The sequence below is a fragment of the Komagataeibacter sucrofermentans DSM 15973 genome, assembly GCF_040581405.1.
GTDB classification, from domain to species: domain Bacteria; phylum Pseudomonadota; class Alphaproteobacteria; order Acetobacterales; family Acetobacteraceae; genus Komagataeibacter; species Komagataeibacter sucrofermentans.
On the sequence record NZ_CP137160.1, the window covers coordinates 1 to 13289 of the forward strand.

Below are 13289 nucleotides of genomic sequence, written 5' to 3' on the forward strand. Positions count from 1 at the left end.
ATGACGATAGAATCTTCTCCTTCCTTGTTCGACATTGTGCCTTCTCTGGCTGTGGAAGGTGATGATCGCACGCCCCTCCTTCCAGTCCGCCATCCAAATCAGGATCTATTCATCTGTGACGTGCTCGATGCCATTCCCAAAGATGATATGGCGTCAATGGAGCATCCAGTTTTTTCGCTCTCGACCAAGCCAGACAACCGGATGCGACGCTATGAACACAATGGGAATATCATAGAGATCATCCCGTCTGGCAAAGGGCTGGCAACGATCCATGACAAGGATATCCTAATCTACTGCATCTCTCAGCTCGTTGCGAAAATGAATCACGGCGAACAACCAGGCCGAACACTCCGCCTTCAAGCCTATGACATGCTGGTCGCTACCAATCGTCAAACCAGCGGAGCAGGCTATAGGCTACTGACCGACGCGTTGACACGTTTGCGCGGAACAACCGTGCGAACCAACATTCAAACAGGCGGCATTGAAGAAACGCGAATTTTCGGTTTGATCGAAGAAGCTAGAATCACCCGTAAGACGTTTGATGGCCGAATGCTTGATCTTGAAATCACTCTGTCAGATTGGGTCTATCGTTCAGTCATCAGCAAGAATGTCCTAACTCTTCACCGAGACTATTTCCGACTTCGTAAACCGTTCGAACGACGCATGTACGAACTAGCCCGCAAACACTGCGGTATGAAAGATGAATGGAAGATCGGATTAGAGCTGCTGCAAAAAAAATGTGGCTCAAATAGCCCGCTTCGCGTCTTTCGATCCTTGGTTAAGAAAGTTTGTGCGCATGACACCAGTCATGCTCATTTTCCTGACTATGCCATCACAATGGCCGACGACATCATTCTATTTCGCAACCGTTTGAGCCTTAAAACAAAGGTCGATGTTATCGCCCCTATGAGGGATGCTCCCTACATCGACCCCGAAACCATGCATGACGCTAAAACCGTTGCGCCAGGATATGACATCTATGCTCTCCATGACGAATGGGTTTCATGGTGGCACGACATGGGAAAACCAGAGCTTAAAAGCCCTGCCGGAGCCTTTATTGGCTTTTGTAAAAAACGGCACGAACGCAACCCAATACGCTGATTCCGGCATACGCCAGCAAGTGTACATGCCTACATGCAAACATGACCGCACGTAAACATGCCTACTTGCCCACAGGACTTTCTCCCATCTTGCGTAGCCAGTCGTTAAACGCGTCGGCCATCGCATCCTGTAAACTCATCCCATGCTTTCTGGCGGTCATATGCATGGCAAATGACATTTCCGGACTAAAATAGCCGGTCATGGCTTTCTTGCCCTGACGGCTCGGCGCAACCTGCTTGCTGGCTGTACCAACAACATTGGTAGCAGCAACCTTGCCTTCTGATGCAACTGCAACCGGCGATATTGCGGAATCACGATCCCGCAACGACAGTAGAGACCCCTTCCGGCTCATGCACTAGCTCTCCGCTTCCTTGATGATTGCATGTTTACATGCTTGCATGTCCACTTGTAAAGCAGCCTTACCTCATCAGACGCCTTGCCTTTAGGCTCTACTTCCATTGCAGTTTTCCCTTCCGCCGCAGCATGACGGAAAACTGCACGATCAGCGATAATATGTGGACATGCGTTCAGTCCGTAACTTTGTACGAGTTGTGTGGCCTCCTCATACATACGTGGAGCAGTCGGACTTCCCGCTGTAAAAACGACGAAGGCTGGTTTGCCACGCATTTTTATAAGGCTGGCAGTCGTTTTGATTGCTGCAAGATCGAACGCACTCGGCCGACATGGAATTAATACCAAATCGGCGACTTCAACGGCAGCACTAGCCGCACTATCAGCGTGAGGCGGAGTATCAATCACGATGAACTCAGCACCCTGACTCATTGCCTGTCCGATCTTAGCCGCGAGACGAGGCGGAGCACTGTCAATTACAACCGGCGGAGCATCCTTACGCCATGCGGCCCATTGGCTCGCCGTCGCCTGTGGGTCCACATCAATCACCAATGCTGTATGGCCAGCATCCTCAGCCGCAGCAGCCAGATGCAAGGCCAGAGTGGTTTTTCCAGCCCCACCCTTCTGGCTGATAATCGCTATTGTTGGCATGTGAACGTCCTTACATGACCTCATGTTTGCATGTGGTCATACGTGAAAATCTGCTCTATCTACAAGAGAGAATGACAGAAAATCACTCCCACATTTTCCGTGCGATATCCTGCTCCTCGGCGCCGACGGCATCGGCGTAGATGGCGGTGGTGGAGAGCTGGGCGTGACCGAGCCATTTCTGCACCATGTTGAGGGGGATACCGCTGGAGACGGCGGCGACGCCGAAGGCATGGCGCAGGCCCTTGGGGGAGGCGGCCGGGCCGGACAGGCCGGCGGCGTCCATGACCGCGTGCACCGCCCGCCAGCCGGTCATGCGGGACCAGGGCCACAGCCGGGCGGCCGATCCACGCCCTCGCCTACGCTGGGCCTCGCGGATGCCATGCACCAGATCCAGGGCCTCGAGCAGGGAGGGGGGCACCGGCACGGCGCGATAGATCCCGTCCTGGCGCTTCTTGAGCGTAGCGAACACCAGCACGCCGCCGGCGAGGTCCACCCGGTCCGCCGTCAGGGCGAGGGCCTCGGACAAGCGACAGCCTGACCAGGCCAGGGTCATGCACAGCGTGCGGGCCTCGCGCGGCGCCTGCTCGGCCGCGCGCAGGAACCGCGCCCGCTCGGCAACCGTGAGGTATTTGCGGCTCCCGTCGCGGTCGAACAGCTGCATCCCGCCAGGGGCGCCTGCCGGGGTCGCCCGCTGTCCCGGTTTTCGGGTGCCGCTCATCCGGCCGTCCTGTCGCGGTAACCCCGCCGGCGCTTGGCCCGAAGCTGACGGGCGAGGGCGTCGAGCGCCTGCCCGACATCGTCATGCAGCTCGCAGATCTGCCGGCCGACCGTTCCGATCCGCCCCCACTGCCGCACCAGGGCGGTGCCGCCGAACAGGTCGGGCTGCAGTGACAGATGGTAGAAGCGCCAGCAGTTGGCGGCCGGATCCACGCGCACCAGCGCCGCCGTTTCGGGGAACAGCGGCAACTGGCGAGGCGGCCGGACAGGGGCCTTCGGGGCAGGTCTGGGCATGATTTCCCGAAAAGTGTAACACATATCACCCGCCCCGGACAGGAAAACCGCTGCAATCGCGGGGCCGGCCGGCCCGATTCAGGCCCGGCCTGTTACACTATTGCCTATAGCCCTTTGAAACACCGGAAAATCGCGCGTAATCATGGAAGACGGTCACCCGACAGACCGAGAAAAACTGACAAAGCTTGATCAACCTGACGCAGAGACGCAGCCTCCAGATGCCCGAAACCCTGACCGATCTTCTCCCGTGGCAGGGATATCGCCCAATCAACCATCACCTGCGACAGGCTGCGTAAGCCGTTCGTCGTGCTGGTACAACCGTAATCCGGAACAAAGGCCAGTTCTGCACGATGCTGGTCAACCTCAGCACGGTCATAGCTGGCGGGTCGGAAAAGGCGTCGGCCTGCACCCCAAGGACCGGACGCGGTTCGCCATAATCACCATTAACGGCAATCGTCACCAGATCACCACGTTTCACGCCGTCCACCCATCCCGGAAATCGTCCTCCTCGAAAAGCGCGTCCAGTGCGCGCAAGACGAGAGCTTCATCACTCGCCGGGGCGCACGCCAGCACCGCTACTTCACGGGACTGCCGCCGCGCTTCTGCCTCGAAAGCACGACGCTCCCGCCCCGCCACATAGCGCGCATGAAATCCCGCAGCACATCGGCAGCAGGCCGTTCATCCGCACTGGTTGCAGCCGTGAACGCTGCCTTCAGCGCCGGGTCAATCCGGAAGTTGAAAATCTCCACCTTCGGATGAGAGCTATTCCGGGGCATCATAGCCTCCTGATCTAAGGTCAGAGACTTATTATGCAATTGCATTCTGCTTCCCCCCAGAGCGGGGATAGAACACTTCTCTGAAATCATCGCGTGTGTGACTGGGCCCTGAGTCTCAGGGCAGCATAAATGGGCATGTCTCCAAGTGCGCCGGCTACGACCATCGCAGCAAAACTCCCGGATAAAAGCGGCATTATCAACTCGGACGAACCTGTCATTTCCATAACCAGAATAATCCCGGTCAGCGGTGCACGAACGGATCCGGCGAACATGGAGGCCATGCCGACAATCACAAAAGGTGCGGTCGCCAGAGGTGTATCAGGACTTAATGCCTGTGCCACAACACTACTCCCCAGACCGGAAAGTGCCCCCAGGGCCAGCATGGGGGCAAACAGACCTCCAGGTGTTGCAGCGGCATAAGACAGGGCCCCAAAAATCAGCCGAAAAGCCAGTAGTGCCGGAATCTGATGTAATCCGATCTCGTTGTTTATGGCCGTCTGCGTGATCCACTTTCCCCCTCCAGCCAAGTGCGGTGCAAGACAAACCACCAAACCGGCCAAACCTCCCACCAGAACAGGCCTGACTGAGATGCTGATAGGCAGCCTCCCGGCCAGACGGAGCACTGCCATGGTCGTCCGGTTGTATCCGACAGCAACCAGGCCCGTCATGACCCCGGTCATGACGAAAAACAGCTGTTTGGCAAGCGATTCTGGAAGGATCAGAGGAGCGACACTAAAGACCGTCTGGCTACCCAGCATGCCCCGGCTGACCAGAATGGCCGAAATGGATGCCCCCAATGCGGCACAAACCATTCTGATTTCAAACCGGCCGACCAGTTCTTCCAAAACGAAAACAGCACCGGCTGCCGGCGCATTGAAAGCGGTCGCCAGCCCTGCTCCCGCGCCTGCAGCAAGGAGGGCAAGGCAGTCTGTCTTCTCCAGACAGAGCAGCCTGCCAAACGTATGAGCTGCAGTCGCTCCCATCTGCACACTGGGCCCTTCACGTCCCAAGGCAAGCCCACTTCCGATCGCCAGCAGGCCACCCACGAATTTGACGGGCACCACCCGCCATGGCGCAGGCGGTGACGCACTCAACAAGACAGCTTCCACATGCGGGATGCCACTTCCTGCTGCAAGAGGGGCAAAATGACGAACGAGACCTGAAGCCAGCCATGCAGCTGCGCCAGATCCGATGATCAACAGCACGCCTTCGCAAGAAAAGCCATGCTGAAGCGACACTTCCATTCCCATATCTGTCCGGACGGCCTCCAGCCATTCCAGCAACAAGCGGAAGATACCACAGATCATACCGGCAGATGCCCCGATCACGACAGATGCCGCAGACAGGAACACCAGACTGCAGACATTTTCCGGTTTCCCTGATTGTGGAACCGGATTGGACAGAGGAAGCAACATGATTTCATATTTCTTTTCTTGTTGGTGAATCTGCCCAACAGAATGCTGATCAGCCGCTCGATCAGGAACCCAGTTCAGAATAAAATTATTTTTCCAATCTATCGTGAGATACCTGTCGCGCCATTTGCTCTGTTTTTTCCAGAAATCCCGTAGCCAGTGCCGAATAAAGCGGTCTGGGACAGACCATGCGGGATACACCGAACGACAGGAAGGCCGTGGCCAGCAGGGCTAGGGTCACCTGCTGATTGTCACATATTTCCATCACGATGATGGTTGCCGTCAGCGGTGACTGGGCAACGCCACAAAAATAGGCAGCCATACCCAGCAGTACAACGCCTCCAGGCGACGTATGAGGCAGAAACTGCTCGGCCCATCCTCCCATTCCTGCACCGATCGCAAGGGAAGGTGCAAACATGCCGCCAGGAATGCCAGAGCAGAAAGTAATCAGCATGGAGATATACTTCAGAAGAAAGAAAGACGCAGGATAATGCAGACTTCCATCCACTATCCCACGCGCCTGCAGATAGCCCGTACCATAAGTCGCACCATCTGATGCCAGTCCGATCAGAGCCAGTAACAGGCCGCATAGCGCCACAAATACAAGAGGGAATCGACTTGAAAACCGGCCAAGAAAAGCCGGTAGACCTTTTGAAAGGCGGATGACAAGACGGGCGAAAATCCCCCCCGCCAATCCACCACTTACACCACATACCAGAACGGCCAGCCATGCGCGTCCTACCGGAATAAAAACATTCGTCCGACCAAAATATGTATAGTTCCCCAACAGGGCAATTGCTGTAATCCCCGAAAAAATAATAACAGTCAGAGTACGCCCCGACGCCTTCTGTTCAAAGGAGTGCGCCAGTTCTTCAATCGCAAACACAACACCGGCAAGAGGCGTATTGAAAGCGGCAGCCATGCCGGCAGCCCCCCCTGCGAGGATCATACCATGCCTGGTGACATCATTATGCTGCCCCATGGCACGCGAAAATGCGTGCATGATGGAAGCGCCGATCTGGACACTCGGCCCTTCACGACCGATCGAGGCACCACAGATGAGACCCAAGCATGTCATCAGGATCTTGCCCAGCGCAATGCGCAAGGTCAGGATCCGGTCCACAAGCACGAAATTATGCATATGCAGGGTTGCGATTGTCTGGGGAATTCCTGATCCCTGAGCACCATTGAACAACAGGCGTGTCAGCCAGGAAATGGCAACAAGCCCGAGCGGGGCAATCACCAGCATGGACCATGGGTTTCTGGCGACAACATGATAACGCAGCTCGGCCGCCCAATCCCCGATATGGGCAAAGATTACGGAGATAATGCCAATCAGCACGGCCCCGGTACAATACATGATGGTTCGATGCCACTTCAGGGTCCTGACCCGCGCCAGACGCCGCATCCGACGGGCCCGCCTGGAACGGGTAGTAGCTATGGAAGCCTCATTATTGTCGTTCTGGGCTACGCCGGGAGAGAATAAAGGGGACATACTGACCATGGGAAATAATTTTCAGAATTACGAAAAGTTCAGAAAACAGACCAACCACAAATTTTGCCAGAATGCACGGAAGATCTGGACGTGGTCGATCAGGAAATGGACGGACCTGGACCGGCACAGCCTCTACCTAAAATGACAGTCAAAGAAACGTCTCTCCTGCATGATCTGTAAAGAGTCCGGCCTCGCGGACATAGGCTGCGAGGACATCGGTGGAGCGGTGGCGGGAGACGTCCTTGAGCCGGAAGAGACTGGCCCCGGCCCGCGCGCCTGAGGTGAGGAAGCCTGCGCGCAGGGAATGCCCCCCGAAGCGGGCCGGGTCGTAGCCTGCGGCCTGGGCAGCGCGCTGGACCACGCGGGCCACGGTGCGGTCGCTGATCGGGCCTGCGCTGGCCTGACCGCGCACCACGTCACGGAATACGGCTCCGTCCGTAATTCCGGCCGCCTCCAGCCAGGCCTCGAGCAGGGCGACGGGCCGGATGCGGCGTCCTTCGGGAATGGCGATGCACACGCCCCGCCCCTCGGGATCGGTCTTGGTTGCCCCGAAGCGCACGGTCATGCCCTCTGGGGTGCGGTCGAGCTGGTCGCAGCGCAGCCCGGCCAGTTCCGAGCGGCGGAAGGCCCCGGCCATGCCGAAGGCCAGCAGCGCCCGGTCACGGATGGCCTTCAGGTTTGTCGCCGGCAGGGCGGCCAGCATGGCCTGCAGCACCCGGTCATCGGCAGCCTGCTTGCGGCGCGGGGCGGTGCCGGCCTGACGACGGATGCCGGCGATCACTTCTGCCAGCACGCCCGCCTGTGGCTGGGCCTGGGGCGGCACGCAGCCGGCCTGACGATGGGCAAAGGCGATGGCCGCCAGCCGGCGGCCGATCGATGACGGGCGCAGGCCACGCGCGGCCTCATGGGCAAGGAACAGTGCCACCAGCCGGGGATCGGCGGGCAGCGCGCCCTGGTCCCGGGCGTGGCACCAGGCGGTGAAGGCGGCCCAGTCGCGCCGGTAGGCCAGGCGGGTGGCGGGCGCCCGGCTGGCGCGGGCATAGGCGCGGGCCTGGGCCAGCGGCGCGGCCAGGGAAGTGTCCCTGCCGGCCGGGCCAATCCCGTTAGGATCGATAATCACGATAGGGCGGTTTCCTGCGGCTTTCGGGCTCGCCAGAGCCTAGCGCAGACCTGTCCGGTAATCCATATTACCGGACAGGATTAGGCCTGGAGGGATTTTCATCCACGTCACCTGTGGCTGCACGCACAACGTGGCAGAACCTTGCGCAAGGGCCTACTTCTGGCTAACATGATTAAGGTTTTAACAAAAACCTTAATCATGTTAGGAAAATCCGGTCTCAGGAAAAGGTTGGCCAGGATGAAGCGTGAGGATCTGGCCGGCGGGATCCGGGAATGTCTGCAGCGGCTACCCGCCCCCTATGCCCAGCATTACGGGGTCGTGCCCCCGTCGCCGCCTGAAGCGGGCGTTATGCTGGGCGATGCCGCCGCCCGCCATGGGCAGGCTTTGTCCGCCCTGGGTGAAATCGCCGCCCTCGCCCGTACCCTGCCTGATCCGTACCTGATCAGCCGCGTCCTGAGCCGTCAGGAAGCCCTCAGCAGTTCTGCCATGGAAGGCACGCACAGCACCCTCAATGAGCTGCTGGTGGTCGATGAAGACGACCAGGACGCTTCCCATGCCACACGGCAGGTCCGCGACTATGCGCGCGCCCTGGAGCAGTTCCTGCCACAGGCCTGCAGCGAAGGCCCGGCCCTCTTCCGCCTGCCCACCGTGCTGACGCTCCATCAGGCGGTCATGCAGCATGACCCGGCCTATCGCAGGACACCGGGCACCCTGCGCCGGGACGTGGTCTGGATCGGCGGGACAGGGCATATCGCCTATTCGACCTATAACCCGCCTCCTCCCGACCAGGTGGCAGCCTGTCTGGAGGCCTCCCTGAACTACATGCAGGCCGACGGGATGCAGCAGATGACCCAGTCCCTCATCACCCGGCTGGCCATCGCCCATGCCCATTTCGAGGCCGTGCATCCGTTCAGCGATGGCAATGGCCGGGTTGGCCGCCTGCTACTTCCGCTGATGATGGCCGCTGACGGCCAGGTCCCCCTGTATCTTTCCCCCTATATCGAGGCCCACAGACAGGACTATTACGCGGCGCTCAAACGTGCCCAGCAGCGGCTCGACTGGCCGCCCCTGATCGGGTTCCTGTCAGACGCCATCATCCGGACCGTTACCGAAGTGCAGGTCACCCGGCAGGCAACCCAGGCCCTGAAGGCCACATGGCGGCAGCGCCGGGCTTTCCGCAAGGGCTCGGCCGCGCTGCGCGCGCTGGACCTGCTGACCGATTATCCCGTCCTGACGGCCAGTCGCCTTGGCCATCTGCTGGACATCACGCCCCCGGCCGCCCAGACGGCCCTTGCCCAGCTCTGCCAGGTCGGGATCCTGACCGAACGTACCGGCTATGCCCGCAACCGGATCTATGCTGCCGAAGAGGTGCTCACGATCCTCAATCGCCCCTTCGGGGAAGAACCGGCACTGCCAGACCCATCATCATAAAAGGGCCTCGCTGCACAATATCCGTTTTGACAGCTTCAATAGAAATGGCTGGAAGTCTGTCCCATTCAGGCTTCCCGACAAAAACCGACATATAGCCCTTATTCTTGCATAGCTTTGCTCTGTCTCAATATGACTATAGTCTGTTTGATACGGATCTAATACGAATGGGAAAAATGGGGGGGTAACAGAATGTCGGTTATCAAGCGACAAGGCTGGCAAAGCAGTCATTCATGGGAACATTTGTGAGCTTTTCGTCGTCACCGTAATGGCGAGAAAGTTTCCGGTAAGCAAAGGCAGGACTGGGCATGAATAATTTGCTCAGGCCCTCCTTTTGGCGGCCAAAGTCCGTCCACGTAATGTTGCTGACGCAGAATATTGCGTTGTTCAAAGCTGTCGAAGGCCCAGATATGGCAGATGCGTGACGCACCATCCAGCGCGAACATGTTGGTGATCAGGTGGCGGGTATAGGCTTGTGCAGGCTTCAGAGCACTCTGCCACGCTTTCAGGGTCGGTTCCAACCCTCCAGCTTTTAAACTGTAAGTTCGGATTTCATAGAGTCCACCACATTCACCAAACTCCGGGGGTTTAAGAAACGGAAAGCCTTCAAACGCCTCAGCTTCTATTAAAACGTCGTTCATCTTGATACCGAAGGGCGTTCTGGACTCCAGTGTTCTGTGCCGCGCCTTAAGCAAGGCATCCTGACAGGAAAAGGAACGCAGCAGGAGTAGCGTTCCAAGTTCACCGATCTCCGTTCGCCATACCCCTGTGAGGCTTCCCGCAACAGGATTCAGGGTATCCGAGAACCGTGCTTTCAGGAGACGGGAGAGGGCTGGCACTCCCAAAACATCCGTCCGAAAGCGAATCATTTCATAGATCATGAGTGTTCTTCGGATGGGAATAGAGATTGCAGTTCCACGGGCGGTTTGCCGGTCGATAGGTTGGACAGGCAACCGAACAGCGGATCCCACTCTTCAATTCGAAGATCACAGATCAAACCTTCCGGCGAGAACGGATCCCGAGCCACCATCGCTTCAATCTCCTGCCGATTGGCACCTTTCATGATCAGAAAACCTGACCGCAATGGGGTGCCTTTCAGCGGACCAGAAGCCAGAAGACTACCTTCCTGAATGAGGCGCTTGAGATACAGCACATGCGCCACGACATGCTGCCCCCACCCGTCGCCGTCCGGATGATCCATTCGCACAAGATAAATAGGCATTCTAAAGAGCTCCATCGGAGAAGATGCTTGCCGATCAATCAGCAGGCTCAACATATTCCTCTTTTTTAAGAGATAAATTGTCGATAGAAGATGTCAGTCACAACTGAGGATGATGAATGCTTGATCGTTTGACCAGTATGAAGGTTTTCATCAAGGTTGTGGAACTGGGTAACCGGCCGTTTGAGGCCGCCTTATGATTGAGGATTGTGACTGGTAACTTACCGTCGTTAACGACGTCGTTATTGACGTCATTTGAGAGGTAAGAATGACCCAGGAAATCCTGATTGGCGTTGAACGCCGCCGCCGCTGGTCGGATGAACGGAAGCTGGCGATACTGGCTGAAGTTGGTGTGGATGGAGCAAGTGTATCGGATGTGGCACGTCGACATGACCTGACCCGCCAACATCTTTACCAATGGCGGACGTCATTCCGTCAAAGACTATCTTCCCCAGATCAGTCTGTGGCGTTTGTTCCTGTTGCTTCAGTGACGACACCTGCTGTGGCATCTGGCGGTGATCCTGACGAACTGGCCATAGTGCTGCGCAATGGCCGTAGTATCAGGGTGACGGGACATCCTGCCGAAGATCTTCTGGCCCGGGTCATCCGGATTGCGGAGACGGCATGATTGGCGTGGGCAACGGCGTGCGTGTCTATCTGGCCTGCGGGGTGACCGATATGCGCAAGGGCATATCGGGTCTGGCAGCACTGGCACAGGACGTGCTGCGTCAGAACCCGACATCAGGGGCGCTCTTTGCCTTTCGTGGTCGCCGTGGGGACAGGATCAAGCTTCTGATGTGGGACGGTCAGGGGTTCTGTCTTTATTACAAGGTGCTTGAGAAGGGACGTTTTCCATGGCCGTCTCCGGCAGAGGGCGTTGCACGCCTGACGACAGCACAGATGGCCATGCTGTGGGAAGGCATGGAGTGGAGACGCCCTTCCTGGTCTGCACCACCGTCTCGCGTGGCCTGATTTTTATGGCGTGAGAGTGCAGAACATTTTGAATTTTCTTAGGTTTTCTGCTATTTTTTCATAATGACGTCTGCACCTGCGGTCCTGCCTGATGATCCGGATACCCTGAGGGAAATGATTGTTTCCCTGCAGACCGAAGTGGCTCGGCTTTCTGCGTCAGCCCGTGCGTATGAAGCTCTTGTCCAGTCTCTCAAAATCCGGATCGCACGTCTTCAGAAACAGAAATTCGGGGCCAGTTCAGAAAAGATAGACCGTGAGATTGAACAACTCGAACTGCTCCTTGAAGATGTAAAAATCGCCATCGCGGCAGCCGATCCTTCTCCTGATATCAGGGAGCATGATGTCAGCGATGATGCACTCTCTCCCCCACGGCAGCGTGGCAAACCAAAGGTTTCTGACACGACACCACGGGAGCGTATTGTTCTCGACCCAGGTGAGGCCTGTCCTGCCTGTGGCGGTCCCCTGCGTCTTGTAGGCGAAGATGTCACCGAAATACTGGACTTTATTGCGGCAAAACTGAAAGTTGTCGAAACGGCACGGCTGAAGAAATCCTGCCGTCACTGCGAAACACTGGTGCAGCCTGAAGCACCGTCGCGCCCTGTCCCACGGGGGATGGCTGGCACCGGGCTTTTAGCCCATATCCTGGTCTCGAAATTCGATGACCACATTCCGCTTTATCGTCAGAATGAGATCTTTGCCCGTCAGGGTGTGGACATTCCCCGTTCAACCCTGATCGACTGGTGTGGTCAGGCCGTTGCCGTTCTGCGTCCTCTGACAGATCTGATCCGTCAGGATGTCGTAAAGGCAGACCTGCTACATGCTGATGATACACCCATCCAGGTTCTTGACCCCCGTCTGCGTCAGGCTGGCAAACCCCGGGGCGTGAAGGAAGGGCGGATCTGGAGCTATCTGCGCGATCCCCGCCCATGGGGAGGGAGTGATCCGCCCGCCGTGGCCTACTGGTTCTCTCCCGATCGCAAGGGGATCAATCCCCAGACCCATCTGGCACAGTTCCGGGGCATTCTGCAGGCTGACGCCTACGCCGGGTTCAGGGATCTGTATAAACCAGACGCAACAGGAACCGTGCACGTGCGCGAAGCGGCCTGCTGGGCTCATCTCCGCCGGGCCTTCCATGATGTCTGGAAGGGCAGTGATTCGACAATCGCAAGGGAAGCACTTGAACAGATCGGAGAGCTCTACGATATCGAGCGCCAGATCACCGGACACCCGGCCCCGTATCGTCTGGCTGTCCGACAGGAACAAAGCCGCCCCCGTGTCACAGCATTCCACGCATGGTGCGAAACACAGCTTGCCCGTATCCCTGGAAAGGGGGAACTGGCAAAAGCGATCCGTTATGCGTTCAACCGGTGGAAGGCCTTTACCCTGTTCCTCGAAGATGGTCGTGTCGCCATCGACAACAATCCTGCCGAACGCGCCATACGGCCCGTATGCGTGGGGCGAAAAAATTATCTCTTTGCCGGATCCGACACCGGGGGCGACAACATCGCTGATGCCATGACGCTTATCGAAAGCGCAAAACTCTCCCGGCTTAATCCGCACGATTACCTCGCCGACGTCCTGGCCCGTATCAACGAGCACAAGATCAACCGGCTCCACGAACTGTTGCCATGGAACTGGAAACCCGTGAATACACTGCACAGACAGGCCGCATAATCAAGGCGGCCCAGAGCGGCCGGTTACGGAACTGGGGTCTTTTGCCGCGGCCGCTCAGCGTCTGACCTTATCGCCGCAG

At 57.8% G+C, this 13289-nt stretch carries 14 protein-coding genes; 5 read left to right on the top strand and 9 right to left on the bottom strand.

The features are described from left to right. Complete coding sequence (locus R5N89_RS16015; protein ID WP_110570150.1) at nt 1-1101, top strand: replication initiator protein A; 1101 nt, start codon at nt 1-3, stop codon at nt 1099-1101. Between the two features lie 61 nt (nt 1102-1162). Here the strand turns inward: R5N89_RS16015 and R5N89_RS16020 are convergent, their stop codons facing one another. From R5N89_RS16020 to R5N89_RS16050, 7 genes are all read right to left on the bottom strand, one after another. Further along, a complete protein-coding gene (locus tag R5N89_RS16020; RefSeq protein WP_039998296.1) occupies nt 1163-1453 on the bottom strand; it encodes a ribbon-helix-helix domain-containing protein in 291 nt (96 codons plus the stop codon). Next, the gene (gene parA / locus R5N89_RS16025; protein ID WP_082086140.1) at nt 1450-2103 is read right to left on the bottom strand and encodes a ParA family partition ATPase; all 654 of its coding nucleotides are present in this window, start codon (nt 2101-2103) and stop codon (nt 1450-1452) included. Before parA ends, R5N89_RS16020 begins: the two co-directional genes overlap by 4 nt. Before the next feature lie 82 nt (nt 2104-2185). Next, nucleotides 2186-2821, bottom strand: a complete 636-nt coding sequence (locus R5N89_RS16030) for a tyrosine-type recombinase/integrase (RefSeq protein WP_110570149.1) — start codon at nt 2819-2821, stop codon at nt 2186-2188. After that, nucleotides 2818-3114 (bottom strand): WGR domain-containing protein, encoded by a 297-nt coding sequence (locus R5N89_RS16035; RefSeq protein WP_110570148.1) that lies wholly within the window; start codon nt 3112-3114, stop codon nt 2818-2820. Before R5N89_RS16035 ends, R5N89_RS16030 begins: the two co-directional genes overlap by 4 nt. Nucleotides 3115-3976: 862 nt before the next feature. Further along, nucleotides 3977-5305: a ClC family H(+)/Cl(-) exchange transporter gene (locus R5N89_RS16040; protein ID WP_110570146.1), complete on the bottom strand. Its 1329-nt coding sequence runs from the start codon at nt 5303-5305 to the stop codon at nt 3977-3979. A gap of 85 nt (nt 5306-5390) precedes the next feature. Further along, a complete protein-coding gene (locus R5N89_RS16045; protein WP_087609087.1) occupies nt 5391-6662 on the bottom strand; it encodes a chloride channel protein in 1272 nt (423 codons plus the stop codon). A gap of 283 nt (nt 6663-6945) precedes the next feature. Continuing rightward, nucleotides 6946-7917 carry a site-specific integrase gene (locus R5N89_RS16050; protein ID WP_110570144.1) on the bottom strand — a complete coding sequence of 324 codons (972 nt, stop codon included), beginning with the start codon at nt 7915-7917 and terminating at the stop codon, nt 6946-6948. Nucleotides 7918-8154: 237 nt separating this feature from the next. Here R5N89_RS16050 and R5N89_RS16055 point away from each other — a divergent pair, with 237 nt between their 5' ends. After that, nucleotides 8155-9348 (top strand): Fic family protein, encoded by a 1194-nt coding sequence (locus R5N89_RS16055; RefSeq protein WP_087609084.1) that lies wholly within the window; start codon nt 8155-8157, stop codon nt 9346-9348. Between the two features lie 257 nt (nt 9349-9605). On the opposite strand, the gene R5N89_RS16060 is transcribed toward R5N89_RS16055, so the two are convergent. After that, nucleotides 9606-10226, bottom strand: coding sequence for an NIPSNAP family protein (locus R5N89_RS16060; protein WP_039733240.1), 621 nt, complete (start codon nt 10224-10226; stop codon nt 9606-9608). Further along, a complete protein-coding gene (locus tag R5N89_RS16065; RefSeq protein WP_171789708.1) occupies nt 10223-10567 on the bottom strand; it encodes a YciI family protein in 345 nt (114 codons plus the stop codon). The genes R5N89_RS16060 and R5N89_RS16065 overlap by 4 nt, the downstream gene beginning before the upstream one ends. A gap of 265 nt (nt 10568-10832) precedes the next feature. Here R5N89_RS16065 and tnpA point away from each other — a divergent pair, with 265 nt between their 5' ends. From tnpA to tnpC, 3 genes are all read left to right on the top strand, one after another. Continuing rightward, complete coding sequence (tnpA, locus tag R5N89_RS16070) at nt 10833-11192, top strand: IS66-like element accessory protein TnpA (protein WP_007400224.1); 360 nt, start codon at nt 10833-10835, stop codon at nt 11190-11192. Then, nucleotides 11189-11536 (top strand): IS66 family insertion sequence element accessory protein TnpB, encoded by a 348-nt coding sequence (gene tnpB / locus R5N89_RS16075; RefSeq protein WP_010510701.1) that lies wholly within the window; start codon nt 11189-11191, stop codon nt 11534-11536. The genes tnpA and tnpB overlap by 4 nt, the downstream gene beginning before the upstream one ends. A 63-nt stretch (nt 11537-11599) precedes the next feature. Further along, complete coding sequence (gene tnpC, locus R5N89_RS16080; protein WP_130732979.1) at nt 11600-13210, top strand: IS66 family transposase; 1611 nt, start codon at nt 11600-11602, stop codon at nt 13208-13210. Nucleotides 13211-13289 lie beyond the last annotated feature (79 nt).